Raw genomic sequence first — 17,982 nt, 5'->3', positions numbered from 1 at the left:
CGCCCGGTCACATTCCGAACCCGGAAGCTAAGACTCTCAGCGCCGATGGTACTGCAAGGGGGACCTTGTGGGAGAGTAGGACACCGCCGGACTCCTTTTAGTAAGATCAGAGAGCCCCTTCTTCGGAAGGGGCTTTCTGCGTTTAACGCGCCTTCGGCAGTCGTGGGTGAAGCGGTAAGATCATCCTCGATGTCTGCTCCCTTCTCCACCGCGACCGGCACTGATGTGCGCGTCCGGTTCTGCCCCTCGCCCACTGGCACGCCTCACGTCGGCCTGATCCGGACGGCCCTGTTCAACTGGGCTTATGCACGTCACACGGGCGGCAAGCTCGTCTTCCGCATCGAGGACACCGATGCGGCCCGTGACAGCGAAGAGAGTTACGAGCAGATCCTCGACGGTCTTCGGTGGCTCAAGATCGACTGGGACGAAGGTGTCGACGTCGGCGGCCCGCACGGGCCGTACCGGCAGTCGCAGCGTCACGACATCTATCGTGGTGTCATCGATCAGCTGCTCGAGCGCGGACTCCTCTACGAGAGCTTCGCCACGGGTGAGGAGATCGAGGCGCGCAACATCGCCAACGGTCGTGACCCCAAGCAGGGCTACGACAACTTCGAGCGTGAGCTCACCGACGAGCAGCGAGCGTCGTTCCGTGCCGAGGGCCGTCAGCCGGCGCTCCGACTGCGAGTCCCCGACCGCGACCTCAGCTTCGACGATCTCGTTCGTGGCGAAATCACGTTCCCGGCCGGCTCGTTCACCGACTTCGTCGTGGTCCGGCCCAACGGCGTCCCTCTGTACACCTTCGTCAACCCGCTCGACGACGCGCTGATGGGCATCACGCACGTGCTCCGCGGCGAGGACCTCCTCTCATCGACACCCCGGCAGATCGCTCTGTACGAAGCTCTCGTCGAGTTGGGCATCACCACCTTCGTGCCGCGCTTCGGACACCTCCCCTACGTCATGGGTGAGAAGAACAAGAAACTGTCGAAGCGCGACCCCGAGGCCAACCTCTTCCATCACCGCGACCGTGGTTTCGTCCCGGAGGGCCTGGTCAACTACCTCGCTCTGCTCGGCTGGTCGCTGACGCATGATCGCGACGTCTTCTCGATCGACGAGATGGTCGAGGCCTTCGATGTCGTGGACGTCAATCCCAATCCCGCACGCTTCGATCTGAAGAAGGCCGAATCGATCAACGGAGACCACATCCGTCGTCTCGAGGCCGACGACTTCGTCGACCGTCTTCTGCCCTATCTCGAGGGCGTCGTCTCCGATCCGATCACCGAGTCGGAGCGTCGAGTGCTCGGCGAGGCGGCTCCGCTCGTCCAAGAGCGCATGACTCTTCTCGGAGAGGCCCGTGGCATGCTGTCGTTCCTCTTCACGAGCGACGACGAACTCGTCTACGAAGAGGACGCGATCGCCTCGTTGCCGGAGGGGCACGTCCAGGTGCTGCGCGCCTCCTCGGAGGCTCTGCAGGGGCTGACGTCGTGGAATCACGCCGACATCCAAGAGGCGCTCAAGGGGGCGCTCGTCGACGGGCTCGGACTCAAGCCTCGCGTGGCCTTCGGTCCGCTGCGCGTCGCGCTGTCCGGTCGACGGGTGAGTCCTCCCCTGTTCGAGTCGATGGAGATCCTGGGTCGCGAGTCGACGATGGCCCGTCTCGAGAGGCTCGCAGCACGCTCATGAGCATGGAGTACGAAGTCGCGGTGATCGGGGGCGGGCCGGCCGGGCTCAGCACGGCCCTCAATCTCGCCCGCGCCCGCCGTCGCGTGCTGCTCATCGACGGCAACCGGCCACGCAACTCCGCGACGCTGCTGTCTCACGGGTACCTCACTCGCGACGGCATCTCGCCGCTCGAGCTGCGCAAGCTCGGCCGCGACGAGTTCCTGCGCTACGAGGGTGCCGAGCATCGGATGACGATGGCCACGTCGGTGGCGGTCATCGACGGCGGCTTCGAGATCGACTGCGACTTCCGTGGGCGCACCAGCAGCGCGACCGCAGGGGTCGTGGTCGTCGCAACGGGGCTGCACGAGACCCTGCCCGAGATCGACGGCCTGAAGGCGTTCTACGGCACGTTCATCCACAGCTGCATCGAGTGCGACGGGTACGACAAGCGTGATCAGCCTCTGGCTGTGATCGGCGAGCACCCCGACCTCGCCGAACGGGCGCATCTGCTGCTGCAGTGGTCGGCTGACCTGGTCGTCTTCACCAACGGGGCTGACGTCGTCACGCCGAGCGAAGAGGCCGATCTCGGGTCACGCGGGGTGACCGTGGAACGCCGCCGTGTGGCGTCGATCGATGCGGACCGCGACGGGATGCGCGCCGTCGTGCTCGACGACGGCGCCCGGATCGAACGCTCCGGTGGCTTCGTGCGTCCCGCCTGGTCGGGTGCACTCGAGTACGTCGCCACCACCGGAGCGATGCTCGACTCGGACGGTCTGCTCGTCGTCGACGCGCACGGCCGCACGACGGTCGACGGCCTCTACGCCGCGGGGGAGTCGACGGCGCCGGGGCCGCAGCAGCTGATCGTGGCAGCGGGCTCGGGAGCGTCGGTCGCGGCCGTCGTCAACCGCGATCTGATCGGTGTCGCACGTGGCCTCGGTGATGCTGTACAGTAGGTTCTCGGTTCGAGTTTGAGCCGAGTGATGTAGCACTGACGTGTGTCATCATTGGGGTATGGTGTAATTGGCAACACGACTGATTCTGGTTCAGTTGTTCTTGGTTCGAGTCCAGGTACCCCAGCATCGAGAAAGGCCCCGACCTGTTGGTCGGGGCCTTTCTGCGTCCCCCGCCGACCCAGGAGGCCCGGGTCAGGGTGGTCGGTTGTGGCCCCTCCGGCGGCGGGGAGGGTCGTCTTCTGACCAGCGTGGAGTACTCGTCCGGGGGCACGGGGCAGGGTGGTCGGTTGTGGCCCTTCGTACGGCTGGGTAGGGCGTCTTCTGACCAGCGTGGGGCATTGCCGGCCCGATGGGCCCGGCGCAGACGAAGGACGCCCCCGCCGGGATGGCGAGGGCGTCCGTGGTGCTGCGTGGTTGCTACTGCGGGATGGTCGCTCCGAAGCGCGCGGGGAGCGTCGCGCGGTGGGTGCGTCGCAGCTCGTCGAGCGAGACCGTGAAGACATCCTGGATCTCGAGCGACTCCGACGCGCCGTCGGTGACTCCGATGCGGGCCACCGGGTAGCCGCGACCTTCGCAGAGGCCACGGAACCGCACGTCGTCCTCACGGGGCACCGACACGATCACTCGGCCGGTCGACTCGCTGAAGAGCGCCGTGGCCGCGTCGATGCCGTCGCGCTCGAGCAGTTCGCCGAGCCAGACCCGCGCACCGACGCCGAACCGCAGGACCGACTCCGCCAGGGCCTGCGCGAGGCCGCCGTCGCTGAGGTCGTGCGCCGCCGCGAGGAGTGACTGATCGGCACCGGCGGCCAGCAGCTGGGCCAGCTGCCGCTCGGCGTCGAGGTCGACCGCGGGCGGACGGCCGCCGAGGTGGTCGTGGATCACGCCGGCCCATGCCGAGCCGTCGAGCTCGAGCGCCGTGGTGCCGAGCAGGTAGATGTTGTCGCCTTCGTCCTGCCAGCCGGACGGGACGCGCTTCGCGACATCCTGGATGACGCCGAGCACGCCCACGACCGGCGTGGGGTGGATCGGGACGGTGCCGGTCTGGTTGTAGAACGAGACGTTGCCACCGGTGACGGGTATCTCGAGTTCGAGGCACCCGTCGGCGAGGCCCTCGACGGTCTGCGAGAACTGCCACATGACCTCGGGGTTCTCGGGGCTGCCGAAGTTCAGGCAGTCCGTCACCGCGGCGGGCACCGCACCCGTCACGGCGACGTTGCGGTACGCCTCGGCGAGGGCCAGACGGGCGCCCTGCTTCGGATCGAGCTGGCAGTACCGGCCGTTGGCGTCGGTGGCGATGGCGAAGCCGAGGCCGCTCTCTTCGTCGACGCGGATCATGCCGCCGTCGTCGGGGAAGCTCAGAGCGGTGTTGCCGAGCACGTAGGTGTCGTACTGGTTGGTGACCCAGCTCTTGTCCGACAGGTTCGCCGAGCCGAGCAGTTCGAGGAACTGCTCGCGCAGCACGCTGTTGCCCGTGGGGCGGGGGAGCGCCGAGGCGGAGTCCGCCTGCAGGGCGTCGATCCAGGTCGGGTACGCGACGGGTCGCTCGTAGACCGGGCCGTCGACCGCGACGGTGCGCGGCTCGACGTTGACGATCTCCTCGCCGTGCCAGTCGATCACCAGCCGGCCGGTGTCGGTGACCTCGCCGAGGACGCTCGTCTCGACGTCCCACTTGGCCGTGACGGCGAGGAAGGCCTCGAGCTTCGACGGCTCGACGACGGCCATCATGCGCTCCTGGCTCTCGCTCATCAGGATCTCCTCGGCGGTGAGCGACGGGTCGCGCAGCAGCACCTTGTCGAGCTCGATGAACATGCCGCCGTCGCCGTTGGATGCGAGCTCTGACGTGGCGCAGCTGATGCCGGCGGCGCCGAGGTCTTGAATGCCCTCGACCAGCTCGTCGCGGAACAGCTCGAGGCAGCACTCGATGAGCACCTTCTCGGCGAAGGGGTCGCCCACCTGCACGGCCGGCCGCTTGGTCGGGCCACCCGACGAGAACGTGTCGGAGGCGAGGATGGAGGCGCCGCCGATCCCGTCGCCGCCCGTGCGAGCACCGAAGAGCACGACCTTGTTGCCCACTCCGCGGGCGTTCGCCAGGTGCAGGTCCTCATGACGCAGGACGCCGACCGCGAGGGCGTTGACGAGGGGGTTGCCCTGGTAGACGGCGTCGAAGTAGGTCTCGCCGCCGATGTTGGGCAGACCGAGGCAGTTCGCGTAGAAGCTGATGCCGCCCACGACGCCATCGACGACGCGCGCCGTGTCGGGCGCGTCGATGGCACCGAAGCGGAGCTGGTCCATCACGGCGACCGGGCGGGCCCCCATGGAGATGATGTCGCGGACGATGCCGCCGACGCCGGTGGCGGCACCCTGGAAGGGCTCGATGTAGCTGGGGTGATTGTGGGACTCGACCTTGAAGGTCACGGCCCAACCGCCTCCTACGTCGACGACGCCGGCGTTCTCGCCCATGCCGACCATGAGGTCCTTCTTCATGGCGGGCGTGACCTTCTGGCCGAACTGCCGGAGGTAGATCTTGCTCGACTTGTACGAGCAGTGCTCGCTCCACATCACCGAGTACATGGCGAGCTCGCCGCTCGTGGGGCGGCGGCCGAGGATCTCGCGGATCGACGCGTACTCGTCGGCCTTGAGGCCGAGGGCGCCGTAGGGCTGTTCTCTGTCGGGGGTCGCCGCGGCGTTCGCCACGGTGTCGGGCACGTGGCCCTCGGGGCGCACGTCGATCTGCTCCGCCGTGTTCTTGCTGTCGATGCTCATCTGGCGAGGGCCCTCTCGATGACGGACGTGAAGAAGGTGAGACCGTCGATGCCGCTCGACATCGCGTCGGGCATGTCGGGCCCGAACCCCGGCTCGGTCGCGTGCTCGGGGTGGGGCATCAGGCCGACCACGTTGCCGCGCGCGTTGGTGACGCCCGCGATGTCGTCCATCGACCCGTTGGGGTTGACCTCGAGGTAGCGGAAGGCGACCTGCCCCTCGCCCTCGATGCGCTTGATGGTCTCGGCGTCGGCGATGAACCGACCGTCGGCGTTCTTCAGGGGGATCGTGATCTCCTGCCCCTCGGTGAAGCCGTTCGTCCAGTCGGTGCGGGCGTTCTCGACACGGAGGCGCTGGTCGCGGCGGATGAACTGCTGGTGCGCGTTGCGGGTGTGCGCGCCGGGGATGAGCCGCGCCTCCGCCAGCATCTGGAAGCCGTTGCAGATGCCGAGCACGGGCACGCCCTTGTTCGCCGCGTCGACGACCTCGGTCATGATGGGCGAGAACGAGGCGATGGCGCCCGCCCGCAGGTAGTCGCCGTAGCTGAAGCCGCCGGGGAGGATGATCGCGTCGACCCCCTGGAGGTCGTGGTCGCCGTGCCAGAGGGCGACGGGTTCGCCGCCGGCGAGGCGGACCGCGCGCTGCGCGTCGCGGTCGTCCAGGGAGCCGGGGAAGGTGACGACGCCGACGCGCATCAGACGGCGTCGGGGGCGTCGGCGGAGTCGACGACGGTGATCGACACGACGTCTTCGATGACGGAGTTCGAGAACATGTCGTCGGCCAGGCGGCGCACGTCGGCGAGCACGCCGTCGGTCACCTCGCCCTCGACGGTGACCTCGAAGCGCTTGCCGATGCGGACATCGGTCAGCTGCTTCTGTCCGAGACGGGCCAGGGCGCCGGCGACGGCCTTGCCCTGGGGGTCGAGCAGTTCAGCCTTGGGCATGACCTCGACGACGATTGTGGGCACGTTTTACTCCTGCGGAGACGTCAGCGGGTGGACGCGACGAGTCTACGGCAGCAGGAGGCGCGGACCGGTGGCGACCAGCGCCTCCTGGGGACGGCGGCGAGACCGGAGAGGGGCCGTCGCGATGCGCGATGCTCAGCGGACTGCGAGTCGGCTCCCAGCGTCGTCATCGGTTCGCATCGCAGGATGATCTCAGCGGTGAGGAACAAGACCTCGTGATCGGGTCTCCTGCCGCCCACACCGGTCGAGGGCTCCTGATCCGCCCGACACCGTAGGACGCCCGGTCGAATCCCCCCATCGACCGGGCGTCACCCCTCTCCCCGGGCTGTGATGACGCTCCGAGTGATGCTCATCTGTTTTTGAACAGATCAAAAGAGTGCTTTACTGGAAGCCATGACGACGATCGCCGACGATGCCACCCGAGACGCCCTCCGCGGCGCCGGTCTGCGCGTCACCGAGCCCCGCCTCGCGGTGCTCGCGGCACTCGAGGGGCGCGCCCACGCTCCTGCCGACGCTCTGTTCGCAGCGGTGGCGCCGCGCCTCCCCGGCACCTCGCTCCAGGCCGTCTACGGCGTCCTCAACGCGTTGACCGGCGTGGGGCTCGTCCGCCGCATCGAACCCGCCGGCTCGCCGGCGCTGTACGAGCTGCGCACCGGAGACAACCACCACCACGTGGTCTGCAGCACCTGCGGCGACATCGCCGACGTCGACTGCGTCGTCGGGCACGCACCGTGCCTCTCGCCGTCGAACGACGCCGGGTTCTTCGTCCAGACGGCCGAGGTCACGTTCTGGGGCATCTGCCCCGAATGCCGCGCCGCCGAGCTCGACCAGCCGCTCGAGGTCGACCCCGTCCTGACCGACTGACCCGCACCTCCCGGGCCCCCACGACATTCCGATCTGAACGACACCGAAAGACAGGATGAGAAGATGACCGACGAGAAACGCGTCACCACCACCAACTCAGGCGCACCCGTCGCGAGCGACGAGCACTCGCAGAGCGTCGGCGCCGACGGCGCGATCGCGCTGCACGACCACTACCTGGTCGAGAAGCTCGCCCAGTTCAACCGCGAGCGAGTCCCCGAGCGCGTCGTGCACGCCAAGGGCGGCGGAGCTTTCGGCACGTTCACGACCACCGGCGACGTCTCGAAGTACACGCGCGCCGCGCTGTTCCAGCCCGGCGTCGAGACCGAGATGCTCGCGCGCTTCTCGACCGTCGCCGGCGAGCAGGGCAGCCCCGACACCTGGCGCGACCCCCGCGGGTTCTCGTTGAAGTTCTACACGACCGAGGGCAACTACGACCTCGTCGGCAACAACACCCCCGTGTTCTTCATCCGCGACGGCATCAAGTTCCCCGACTTCATCCGTTCGCAGAAGCGGCTGCCCGGCACGCACCTGCGCGACCACGACATGCAGTGGGACTTCTGGACCCTCTCGCCCGAGTCGGCTCACCAGGTGACCTGGCTGATGGGCGACCGGGGCCTGCCCGCCTCGTGGCGCAACATGGACGGCTTCGGGTCGCACACCTACCAGTGGATCAACGCCGAGGGCGAGCGATTCTGGGTCAAGTACCACTTCAAGAGCGACCAGGGCATCAAGATCCTCGAGCAGGCCGACGCCGACCGCATCGCGGGCGAAGACGCCGACTTCCACATCCGCGATCTCTCGGCCGCGATCGAGCGCGAGGAGTTCCCGACCTGGACCCTCTCCGTGCAGGTCATGCCCTACGAAGACGCGGCGACCTACCGCTTCAACCCGTTCGACCTCACCAAGGTCTGGCCGCACGCCGACTACCCGCTGATCGAGGTCGGCTCGATGGAGCTCAACCGCAACCCCGAGAACTACTTCGCGCAGATCGAGCAGGCGGCGTTCGCCCCCTCGAACTTCGTGCCCGGGATCGCCGCCAGCCCCGACAAGATGCTGCTCGCCCGCATCTTCAGCTACGCCGACGCGCACCGCTACCGTGTGGGCACCAACCACGCGCAGCTGCCGGTCAACGCGCCGAAGTCGCCCGTGCACTCGTACTCGAAAGACGGTGCGGCGCGGTTCGACTTCCAGAAGGCCGAGGTGCCCGTCTACGCACCGAACTCGCTGGGCGGCGCGCACGCCGACCCGCAGGTCGCCGGTGACACGGGCGGCTGGGAGAGCGACGGCGAGCTGCAGCGCTCGGCCGCGACGCTCCACGCCGAGGACGACGACTTCGGGCAGGCCGGCACGCTGGTGCGCGAGGTCATGGACGACGAGCAGCGCGACCGTCTGGTCGCCAACATCGTCGGTCACGTCTCGAAGGTGACCCGCCCCGAGCTGCGCGAGCGCGTCTACGAGTACTGGGCGAACGTCGACCCGACACTCGGTCTCCGCGTCCGCAAGGGCGTCGAGCCGGAGGCCCCCGGTTCGAACGAGGACCCGGCGACGGTCGGCGTCAGCGTCTGATCGATCGGTCTGGTGCCTGAAGGAGGCGCGGTTCCTGTTCTGCAGGAGCCGCGCCTCCTTCCGTCTGCCGGGTCGACGGGTCACGACGCGCCGTGGGGCTCGCGACCCCGTGGCACGTCGTGACTCGAAACCGGGTCAGACCATCTGCCCGTTCCAGTGCAGGTCGCCCTCGGGCCACTCCGCCAGGGTCGAGGTGCCCTCGCGGGCGAGCCAGCCCTCCTGCTGCGTGACGAGCACGCCCGCGCCGTCGGCGCTGAACGCCGTGTAGTGACCGGTGATCGGTTCGCCGGCGTGCTCGAGCGGGCGCCACCCGGCCGAGCGGTAGAAGCCCTGGACTCCCTCGCCCGACTCGAGCACGCCGAAGCGGACGCGCAGATCGGTCAGCACGCCGTCGACGTGCCGCAGGAGCTCGGCGCCGAGCCCCGTGTTCTGCACCTCGGGGGAGACGGCGACCATGCCCACGGCGGCGACGAGCAGGTCGGTCGTGCCGACGGTGACGAACTGGCGGCGGACTCCGGCATGCGCCACGACCACGTCGCCGAGCCGTGCGACGACACGGCGCTCGGGTTGCATGCCCGCCCAGCTGCGGGCTCCGAGGTACCAGTGGTCGTAGCTCGGGAACGCCCGGGCGAGCAGCGACGCGATGGCCTCGTGATCGTCGAGCGTGAGGTCCCCCTCGGCGACGGTGCTGAAGATCGGGGCTGGTGCTGCGGCGTCGGACATGACGTCGACGCTAGCGCGCCCCGCCTCGTGCCGGCGGGGTGCTGGCGGCGGGGGCGGGCGGTCGTGGGTCGCGTCGGTCGGCGTGCCCTGCGTCAGCGGGTGCGGGTCGTGACTTCGATGCGGTTCGACCAGGGGTCGTCGAAGCCGAGCACCCGTCCGTCGTCGCGGGTGGCCACGCCGAAGTGGCCGAGGCGCTCGCCGAGTGCGCCGAGATCGTCGCCGCCCGGCACCTCGATCCGCACGAGTCCCAGCCCGAGGGCGAGCTGCCGGCGCCCGGCGCCCGCGCTGTTCCACGTGTTCATCGCCATGTGGTGGTGGTAGCCGCCGGCGCTGACGAACAGGGCCTGCGGTCCGAATCGCGTCGTCGTCTCGAAGCCGAGCTGCTCGACGTAGAACCGGTGGGCCGAATCGACGTCGCCCACGCTGAGGTGCACGTGTCCGACGGAGGCGGGGCGGAGGGCGGTGCCGGCCAGCGCCTCCTCGGTGACGTTCTGCTGCAGGAACCCGTTCGGATCGAGCGCGAGCGTCGCCATGTCGATCTGCCCGTGCGTCCACGACCACTCGGTGCGGGCTCGGTCCCAGTAGAGCTCGATGCCGTTGCCCTCGGGGTCGGTGAAGTAGAACGCCTTGCTGACGAGGTGGTCGGCGCTGCCGGTGAACGACTGCGGGTGGCGGCTCGCGACCGAGTAGACCGCTGCGGCCAGATCGGCCTCCGTCTCGAACAGGATCGCCGTGTGGAACAGTCCGGCCTCGCGCGGACCGGCGTGCCGCAACTCGGGCGCGTGCTCGAGGATCACGATCGGCGTCGCACCGCGCCCCAGCGTCACCCGGCCTGCCGCCGGCTCGCTCGCCAGCACCTGCAGCGTGACCGAGTCGCGGTAGTACGCGGTCATCGCGTCGAGATCGGCGACGCGGAGGGTGACCGCACCCATGCCCGTGTCGGCTGCGAGCAGATCGGCGGAGGAGGCGCGGGGTGCGTCGGGAGCGGCGGGTGCGTCGGTCATGGGGTCCTCTGAACGATCGATGTCGATGGGACGTCACAGGTCGGTGACGTGTCATCGACCTAACCGGTCGGCGGTGGGAGGCATTCCCGACGCGCGACGGGGCTGGGCCGGAGGCGGAGTCGACGCGTCAGGCGGTGAGGCGCTCGATGAGCTCGCGGTAGCGGAGGGCGGTCTGCTCGACCACGTCGGCGGGGAGCTCGGGCGGGGTGCCCGTGCCGTCCCAGTTGGTCGACAGCCAGTTGCGGACGATCTGCTTGTCGAAGCTCGCGGTGCGATCGCCCGAGGCGTAGACCTCGGCGTCCCAGTAGCGACTGCTGTCGCTCGTCAGCACCTCGTCGCCGAGGGTGATCTCGCCGGTATCGCGATCGGCCCCGAACTCGAACTTCGTGTCGGCGAGGATCACCCCACGAGCCTCGGCCACCGCGGAGGCACGGCGGAAGACGTCGAGCGAGAGGTCGCGGAGGGCCTCCGCCGTCTCGGCCCCGACCAGCTCGACGGTGCGCTCGAAGCTGATGTTCTCGTCGTGATCGCCCAGCTGCGCCTTGAACGCCGGCGTGTAGATCGGCTCGGGCAGTCGATCGCCGCTCGCGAGGCCCTCGGGCAGCGGCACGCCGCAGACGGTGCCGTGCGCCTGGTACTCGACCCAGCCGCTGCCGACGAGGTAGCCGCGCACGACGCACTCGACGGGGAACATGTCGAGCGGTTTCACGAGCATGGCGCGGTCGCGGACGGCGCCGGGCAGCGACACCGTCGCTCGCGTCGGGTCGACCAGGTGGTTCGGCACCGTCTCGAGCTGGTCGAACCACCACAGGCTGAGCTGCGTCAGGAGGGCGCCCTTGCCCGGGATGCCGGGCTCGAGCACCTGGTCAAACGCGCTGACCCGGTCGCTGGCGACGACGAGCACGTACTCGGTGTCGTCGAGCGATGCGGCGCCGTCCGTGGCGGGGACGTACAGGTCGCGGACCTTGCCCGAGTAGACGGGCGCCCATCCGTCGAGGGCGGGGGGCGCGCCGAGGGTGCTCATCGGGTGACCCGTTCGGCGATGTCGCGGCGGTACTGGCCGCCCTCGAGCCCGATGCGCGACAGGGCGTCGTAGGCGCGGCCTCGTGCCTCGCCGAAGTCGGCCCCTTCGGCGACGACGCTGAGCACGCGGCCGCCGGTCGCGATGAGGCGGTCGTCGAGCCGGGCCGTGGCGGCGTGCGCGATGTGGACTCCTGCGACGGCCGTGGCGTCGTCGAGCCCGGTGAGCGGACGACCGCTGACCGCAGCCTCGGGGTAGCCCTCGCTGGCGAGGACGACCGTGACGGCGGAGGTGGGCGCGAACCGAGGCGATTCGTGGTTGCCCAGCGAGCCGGTCGACGCCGCGAGCAGCAGACCGCTGAGGGGGGTGATGAGCCGGGGCAGCACGACCTGCGTCTCGGGGTCGCCGAACCGGGCGTTGAACTCGATGACGCGCACACCCTGCTCGGTGAGGATCAGCCCGGCGTAGAGCAGGCCGATGAACGGCGTCGACTCGCTCTCGAGCTGACGGACCGTCGGTGTGGCGATCGTGTCGAGCACCTCGTCGACGAAGTCCTTCTCGCTGCCGAACCGGTCGGCCAGCCACGGCAGGGGCGAGTACGCGCCCATGCCGCCCGTGTTGGGCCCGTCGTCGCCGTCGAGCAGTCGTTTGTAGTCTTGCGCCGGGCTGAGCGGCACGACGGTGTGACCGTCGCTGAGGAAGAACAACGAGACCTCGGGGCCGTCGAGGTGCTCTTCGACGAGCACCGGCCCGTGCTGCAGCCAATAGGTGGTGTGCTCGACCGCGGCGTCGCGGCTCTCGGTGACGAGCACGCCCTTGCCCGCCGCGAGTCCGTCGGCCTTGACGACGTACGGAGCGCCGAAGTCGTCGAGCACCGCGATGGCCTCGTCGAGGGTGCCGACGCGCGTCGCGCGACCGGTCGGCACGCCGGCCTCCTGCATGATGCGCTTGGCGAAGGTCTTGCTGCCCTCGAGCGCGGCGGCCTTCTTGCCGGGCCCGAAGACGGGGATGCCGCGAGTCCGCAGCGCGTCGGCCACACCGGCGACCAAGGGGGCCTCGGGGCCGATGACGACCAGCTCGACGTCGTTCTCGAGCGCGTACTCGGCGACGACCGAGCCGTTCGACGGGTCGAGGTGCACGACCTCGACCTGCGCCGCGATGCCGGCGTTGCCGGGGGCCGCGACGATCTCGTGGCCCGCGTCTTCGCGCAGCAGGGCGGTGATGATGGCGTGCTCACGAGCACCGGAACCGAGGACGAGGATTCGCACGGGGCAAGCCTACCGACGAGCGCCGACAGGCGGGTGGGGCGCTGTGGACGGGCCCGGCGGTCGGGGCCGGGCGTACGGTGGCCCGATGGCCAAGGCGCGGATCGACGACGGGGCGGGGGCGGCTGCCGTCCGGGAGGCGTCGGCGGCGCTCGACGGCGGCGGGACGGCACCCCGGATGGTGACGGCCACCGCCGTCCGCTGGTTGCTGCAGGTGATGGCCGACGCCGAGCCGGGGGCCACCGTGGAGGTGCGGGTCCCCCCGTTCGGAGCCGTCCAGTTCCGTGAGGGGTTGAGTCACACCCGGGGTACACCGCCGAACGTCGTCGAGACCGACGCGGACACCTTCATCCGCCTCGCGACCGGTCGTCTGACCTGGCCCGAGGCGGTCGCCGGTGCGCTGGTCTCCGCGTCGGGCAGTCGAGCGGATCTCACCGGGTACGTGCCCGTGCGGCTGCCGGGGCTGCGTTCGGAGTGAGCCGGGGCGGGCGTGGTCGGCGAGGGGCTGCGCTTCCGACACCGCGCCTCCGGAGCAGGGTCCGGCGTGTGGCGTCGTGTGGTTCGACACCGAGAATGCTGAACGGCGGCGCGGCGTCCGTCTGGGAGACTTGGCGGGTGACCAACGCTCCCGACCACTCGCAGCAGCCCGACGTCCCCGCCGAGCCCGCCGGGTCGACCGAGCCCACCGGGTCGACCGAGCCTGCCGAGCCCGTCGAGGTCGCGACGCATGACGAGGTCACGGTGCGCCGGGCGCCCAAGTACCCGGTCTTCCTGATCATGGGTGCGCTCGCCGGGGTCATCGTGTCGCTGATCGTGACCTCGCTCTTCCCGTTCCAGGAGGGGGAGGGCGTCGCGTCGACCTACGGCTACTTCTCGCTCTGGGGGCTGACCTTCGGCGGGGCGATCGGCTCGCTCGTGGCGATCATCGTCGACCGCGTGTCGGTCCGTCGGGCGAAGTCGGTCACCGCCGAGCGCAGCCGGGTCGACGCTCCGGACGAGGCCGTCGAGGGCGACATCGAGTCCTGACCCGCCCCGGTCGGACGGGTTCGGCACGCCGCGGTGCAGTGGCCCGGTCGCGATCTGCACGGCACGAACCGGTCGCGATCTGCACAGGGTGCGCCGGTCGCGATTTGCACAGGCGGGCGGGAGGCGCGGGTCAGCCCACCACGCGCAGCCCGCCCCGCGCTACCCGCCGCTCGCGCGGCGCAGGCTGCTGAGCAGCTCGGGCCCTCGGGCGTCGAGCGACCTGCCCCCGCGGTCGATGCCGACGAACAGCAGCGCCGTGCCGAGCCCGACCCCGACCACGAGCGTCAACCAGCCGAGCAGCGCGCTGCCGGTGACGAGCGCCGCGATGGCGAGTGCGATCTCGGGGATGGCGAAGGCGAACGCGATGATCCACACGAGGTAGGTGATGAGCGCCGTCGTCAGCGTCGAGCCCTGCGGCGACTTGAACGGGCTCTCGCCGGCTGCGGGCACCGGCATCAGGAACCTCGTCGACGCGACGCTCGAGACCCCGTACCCGGTCAGCATCACGCCGAGCCCCAGGCCGAGCATCACCGGCACGAGGTCGAGCCGACCCACCACGGCGAGCGGCACGACGGTCGCGATCAGCACCATCGGCACCGAGAAGAGCGACAGCGTCAGCACGCGCCCGGCCCGGTCCGCCCGACCCGAGAGGCCCGTCGACAGGTGCGCGGCGAACGCCGTGCCGTCGTACGAGATCTCGGCGCTGAGGGTGATCATCAGCAGGGCGCCGATGGCCGGCCCCGTCGCGAGCAGCAGCCAGTCGCTGCCGGTGGTGACCGAGATGAAGATCGCCAGCACGGGGATGAGCGGTACGACGATCAGCGACCCGCCGTATCGGGGGTCGCGCATCCAGTAGACGGCCGCGCGAGCGGCGACGGCGCCGGTGGGAGTGGCCGGGAACCAGCGGAAGGGCCCGAGACCCTTCGCGGTCGAACCCGAGTCCGACGCCGGAGGGGCGATGAGGGCCGCGGCCAACCCGCGCCTCCAGAGCAGGAGGAGCACGGCCAGCGTCGCGAGGGCGATCCCGACCTTGGCGAGGGCCTCGAGACCGCGCCCCGCGGCGAGGTCGCCCGGGATCGACCACGCCGCCCCGAGCGGTGTGAACGACAAGGTTCGCGCGATCTCGGGCAGGTCGTCGCCGACGGTGGCGAGCCCGGTGCCGGCGAGGGCGATGATCGGCCCGGCGAGGATCAGCGGGATGAAGACCAGCACGCTCATCAGCTCGCGGTAGCGACGCTTCGACCCCAGCGACGACGTCAGCGACTCGACGGTGCGCGACGCGGCGATGCAGGTCAGCACGCCGATCACGGCGCAGAACGGCGCAGCGATCAGGGCCACCGGGTCGCGCAGCCAGCTGAGGGCGGTCGCGACACCGGCTATGGCGGTCACGAGACCCGGCACACCCAGCACGCCGCAGATCAGCAGAGCGACGAGCAGACGATCGGCCGGGATCGGGAACGCGCGCAGCTTCTCGACGCTGAGGGTCTGATCGAGACCGCGCAGCACGAGCGGCACGATCACCCAGCCGAGCACGAGCACCGATCCGCCGAGCACCGCGGTCGTCCACGCGACGCCCTCGGGCGCGAACGACAGGGCGATGAGCCCGGCCACGACCACGCCGAGGATGCCCAGGCCGTACAGGAGACCGATGATGGCGGCCACCATCTGCCAGGTGCTGCGCTTGAAGCCGTTCAGCATCACCCGCCAGCGGAGCCTCAGGAGGTGCGCAACCACGACGGCCCCTCGTTGTGGCGACGTCCGCCGACGAGCTCGACGAAACGGTCTTCGAGCGTCGAACCGCCCCGCACCTCGTCGATCGTGCCCTCGGCCAGCACGCGGCCGTTCGCGACGACGGCGACGTGATCGCACATGCGCTGCACGAGGTCCATCGAGTGGCTCGACACGATCACCGTGCCGCCGCCCTCGACGTAGCCCTGCAGGATGTCGCGGATGTTGGCGGCCGAGATCGGGTCGACCGACTCGAACGGCTCGTCGAGCACGAGGAGGCGCGGTGCGTGCACCAGTGCGCAGGCCAACGCCACCTTCTTGGTCATGCCCGCGGAGTAGTCGACGACGAGCGTGCCCCCGGCGCCGCGGAGGTCGAGCAGGTCGAGCAGATCGCCGACGCGCTGAGCGGTCGTCTCGCGATCCATCCCGTTGAGCAGGCCGTGGTACGTGACGAGCTGCTCGCCGGTGAGGCGGTCGAACAGCTTGACGCCGTCGCTCAGCACGCCGACCAGCGCCTTGGCGTGCGTCGGGTCGCTCCACACGTCGTGCCCGAGCACCTCGATGGTGCCGGCGTCGGGTCGCAGCAGACCGGTCGCCATCGACAGCGTCGTGGTCTTGCCGGCGCCGTTCGGCCCGACGAGCCCGTAGAACGAGCCCCTCGGCACGGTCAGGTCGATGCCGTCGACCGCGACCTTCTGGCCGAAGGCCTTGCGGAGTCCGCTGATCTGCAGCGCGACCCCGCCCTGCGGAGCCCGATCGCCGGGCGAGACCGACGCGGCGGGCGCAGCCGACGACGTGGGCACGGCCGCCGAGGCGGCGGGCACTGCGGGATCGGGCACGGGAGGAGGCACGGCGTCCGTCATGCGGTCAGCCTAGGGAGACCGACGGGGTCGCGACCACCGCCTCCCGGGGGAGATGCGGGTGAAGACGACCCGCGCCTCCTCGGTGGGGGAGGAGGCGCGGGTCGGTCGATCGGGGACCGGCGACTAGCTGAGCTGGTTGGCCTCGACCCAGGCGAGGTACTCGGGGCTGACCGTGCCGGTGACGTACTCGCCCGTGAAGCAGCTCATCTCGAGCTCGGTGACGTCGCTGCCCTCGATGATGGCCGCCTGCATGTCGGCGACCTCTTGGTAGATGAGGTGGTCGGCGCCGAGCTCGCGGGCGATCTCGGGGATCTTGCGGTCGTGGGCGACGAGCTCGTGACGGGTCGGCATGTTGATGCCGTACACGTGGGGGAACCGCACGGGAGGCGCGGCGGAGGTGAACGTGACCTCGTTCGCCCCGGCGGCGCGCGCCATCTCGACGATCTCTCGGGAGGTGGTGCCGCGCACGATCGAGTCGTCGACGATCAGGATGTTCTTGCCCTTGAACTCGCTCGACATCGCGTTCAGCTTCTGCCGCACGGAGCGCTTGCGCTCGGCCTGCCCCGGCATGATGAACGTGCGGCCGACGTAGCGGTTCTTGTAGAAGCCCTCTCGGTACTCGATGCCGAGCTTCTGCGCGACCTGCATGGCGGCGGGCCGCGACGAGTCGGGGATCGGCATGACGACGTCGATGTCGCCGGTGGGCGCGTAGGTCGCGATCGTGTCGGCCAGGCGGTTGCCGAGTCGGAGGCGCGCGTCGTAGACCGAGATGCCGTTCATGATCGAGTCGGGGCGCGCGAGGTAGACGTACTCGAACGAGCAGGGGATCAGGCGGGGGCTCGCGTGGCACTGCTTCGACACCATCTCGCCGTCGAGCGAGATGAAGATCGCCTCGCCGGGGGCGACGTCGCGGACGATCTCGTAGCCGCCCGACTCGAGCACCAGCGACTCGGAGGCGGTGATCCACTCTTCGCGGACGCCGTCGGCCGCGAGACGACGACCGAGCACCAGCGGGCGGATGCCGAACGGGTCGCGGAAGGCGAGCAGACCGTGCCCGGCGATCATCGCGATCGCGGCGTACGAGCCCTGCACGCGCTCGTGCACCCGCGACACCGCGGCGAAGATCTGATCGGGGTCGAGGTCGCTGCCGTTGACCTGCTCCTGCAGCTCGTGCGCCAGCACGTTGACGAGCAGCTCGGTGTCGCTGTTCGTGTTGAGGTGACGGCGGTCGACGTGGAACAGCTCGCTGGTCAGCTCGCGCGTGTTCGTCAGGTTGCCGTTGTGGATGAGGACGATGCCGTACGGGGCGTTCACGTAGAACGGCTGCGCCTCTTGCTCGTTGCTCGCGGCGCCCTTGGTCGCGTAGCGCACGTGACCGAGCCCCATCGTGCCGAGCAGAGCGCGCATGTCGCGGGTGCGGAAGCCCTCGCGCACCTGCCCCCTGGTCTTGTGGATGTGGAAGATGCCGCGCTCGGCGGTGGCGATGCCGGCGCTGTCCTGGCCGCGGTGCTGCAGCAGGAGGAGCGAATCGTAGACGAGTTGATTTGCTGGCTCGTGCGCGACGAGACCGACGATGCCGCACATGC

General features: G+C 69.9%; 16 protein-coding genes, 1 tRNA gene and 1 rRNA gene. 8 read left to right on the top strand and 10 right to left on the bottom strand.

Annotation, left to right across the window (positions count from 1 at the left end):
• The 4 genes from rrf to SOM11_RS14135 all read left to right on the top strand — a co-directional run.
• Positions 1–92 (top strand): 5S ribosomal RNA (gene rrf / locus SOM11_RS14150); the annotation flags it as partial.
• Positions 93–189: 97 nt separating this feature from the next.
• Positions 190–1,680 (top strand): glutamate--tRNA ligase, encoded by a 1,491-nt coding sequence (gene gltX / locus SOM11_RS14145; RefSeq protein ID WP_320478434.1) that lies wholly within the window; start codon positions 190–192, stop codon positions 1,678–1,680.
• A 2-nt stretch (positions 1,681–1,682) separates the two neighbouring features.
• Positions 1,683–2,612, top strand: a complete 930-nt coding sequence (locus SOM11_RS14140; protein WP_320478433.1) for an NAD(P)/FAD-dependent oxidoreductase — start codon at positions 1,683–1,685, stop codon at positions 2,610–2,612.
• A 52-nt stretch (positions 2,613–2,664) separates the two neighbouring features.
• Positions 2,665–2,736: transfer RNA gene (locus SOM11_RS14135), tRNA-Gln, on the top strand.
• 293 nt (positions 2,737–3,029) lie between these two features.
• Here SOM11_RS14135 and purL read toward each other — a convergent pair.
• Genes purL through purS form a run of 3 tightly spaced genes read right to left on the bottom strand, consistent with a single transcriptional unit; the run spans position 3,030 to position 6,339 of the window.
• Positions 3,030–5,375: a phosphoribosylformylglycinamidine synthase subunit PurL gene (gene purL, locus SOM11_RS14130; RefSeq protein WP_192060869.1), complete on the bottom strand. Its 2,346-nt coding sequence runs from the start codon at positions 5,373–5,375 to the stop codon at positions 3,030–3,032.
• Positions 5,372–6,067, bottom strand: a complete 696-nt coding sequence (purQ, locus tag SOM11_RS14125) for a phosphoribosylformylglycinamidine synthase subunit PurQ (RefSeq protein ID WP_192060868.1) — start codon at positions 6,065–6,067, stop codon at positions 5,372–5,374. Before purQ ends, purL begins: the two co-directional genes overlap by 4 nt.
• Positions 6,067–6,339, bottom strand: coding sequence for a phosphoribosylformylglycinamidine synthase subunit PurS (gene purS, locus SOM11_RS14120; RefSeq protein ID WP_320478432.1), 273 nt, complete (start codon positions 6,337–6,339; stop codon positions 6,067–6,069). The genes purQ and purS overlap by 1 nt, the downstream gene beginning before the upstream one ends.
• A gap of 390 nt (positions 6,340–6,729) precedes the next feature.
• Here purS and SOM11_RS14115 point away from each other — a divergent pair, with 390 nt between their 5' ends.
• Together SOM11_RS14115 and SOM11_RS14110 are read left to right on the top strand one after the other, a co-directional pair.
• The gene (locus tag SOM11_RS14115) at positions 6,730–7,200 is read left to right on the top strand and encodes a Fur family transcriptional regulator (RefSeq protein ID WP_192060866.1); all 471 of its coding nucleotides are present in this window, start codon (positions 6,730–6,732) and stop codon (positions 7,198–7,200) included.
• Between the two features lie 63 nt (positions 7,201–7,263).
• Complete coding sequence (locus SOM11_RS14110; protein ID WP_192060865.1) at positions 7,264–8,766, top strand: catalase; 1,503 nt, start codon at positions 7,264–7,266, stop codon at positions 8,764–8,766.
• 135 nt (positions 8,767–8,901) lie between these two features.
• On the opposite strand, the gene SOM11_RS14105 is transcribed toward SOM11_RS14110, so the two are convergent.
• The 4 genes from SOM11_RS14105 to purD form a co-directional block, all read right to left on the bottom strand.
• Complete coding sequence (locus SOM11_RS14105) at positions 8,902–9,489, bottom strand: GNAT family N-acetyltransferase (protein ID WP_243214147.1); 588 nt, start codon at positions 9,487–9,489, stop codon at positions 8,902–8,904.
• Between the two features lie 92 nt (positions 9,490–9,581).
• Positions 9,582–10,493, bottom strand: coding sequence for a VOC family protein (locus tag SOM11_RS14100; protein ID WP_320478431.1), 912 nt, complete (start codon positions 10,491–10,493; stop codon positions 9,582–9,584).
• A 127-nt stretch (positions 10,494–10,620) separates the two neighbouring features.
• The gene (locus SOM11_RS14095; RefSeq protein ID WP_320478430.1) at positions 10,621–11,517 is read right to left on the bottom strand and encodes a phosphoribosylaminoimidazolesuccinocarboxamide synthase; all 897 of its coding nucleotides are present in this window, start codon (positions 11,515–11,517) and stop codon (positions 10,621–10,623) included.
• Positions 11,514–12,782 (bottom strand): phosphoribosylamine--glycine ligase, encoded by a 1,269-nt coding sequence (gene purD, locus SOM11_RS14090; protein ID WP_320478429.1) that lies wholly within the window; start codon positions 12,780–12,782, stop codon positions 11,514–11,516. The genes SOM11_RS14095 and purD overlap by 4 nt, the downstream gene beginning before the upstream one ends.
• Before the next feature lie 85 nt (positions 12,783–12,867).
• Between purD and SOM11_RS14085 the strand changes: the two genes are divergently transcribed.
• Complete coding sequence (locus SOM11_RS14085) at positions 12,868–13,257, top strand: sterol carrier family protein (RefSeq protein WP_320478428.1); 390 nt, start codon at positions 12,868–12,870, stop codon at positions 13,255–13,257.
• Positions 13,258–13,394: 137 nt separating this feature from the next.
• Positions 13,395–13,805 carry a hypothetical protein gene (locus SOM11_RS14080; RefSeq protein WP_320478427.1) on the top strand — a complete coding sequence of 137 codons (411 nt, stop codon included), beginning with the start codon at positions 13,395–13,397 and terminating at the stop codon, positions 13,803–13,805.
• Between the two features lie 159 nt (positions 13,806–13,964).
• On the opposite strand, the gene SOM11_RS14075 is transcribed toward SOM11_RS14080, so the two are convergent.
• The 3 genes from SOM11_RS14075 to purF all read right to left on the bottom strand — a co-directional run bounded on the left by SOM11_RS14075 (position 13,965) and on the right by purF (position 17,980).
• The gene (locus SOM11_RS14075; RefSeq protein ID WP_243214152.1) at positions 13,965–15,539 is read right to left on the bottom strand and encodes a transporter; all 1,575 of its coding nucleotides are present in this window, start codon (positions 15,537–15,539) and stop codon (positions 13,965–13,967) included.
• Complete coding sequence (locus SOM11_RS14070) at positions 15,521–16,396, bottom strand: ABC transporter ATP-binding protein (RefSeq protein WP_320478426.1); 876 nt, start codon at positions 16,394–16,396, stop codon at positions 15,521–15,523. Before SOM11_RS14070 ends, SOM11_RS14075 begins: the two co-directional genes overlap by 19 nt.
• Before the next feature lie 123 nt (positions 16,397–16,519).
• Positions 16,520–17,980 carry an amidophosphoribosyltransferase gene (purF, locus tag SOM11_RS14065; RefSeq protein WP_192060857.1) on the bottom strand — a complete coding sequence of 487 codons (1,461 nt, stop codon included), beginning with the start codon at positions 17,978–17,980 and terminating at the stop codon, positions 16,520–16,522.
• Positions 17,981–17,982: the final 2 nt, after the last annotated feature.

This window comes from Frigoribacterium sp. CFBP9029, assembly GCF_034045305.1.
Classification (GTDB): Bacteria; Actinomycetota; Actinomycetes; order Actinomycetales; family Microbacteriaceae; genus Frigoribacterium.
The sequence above is the reverse complement of the archived record's forward strand: the minus strand, read 5'-3'. Positions and strand labels throughout refer to the sequence as shown.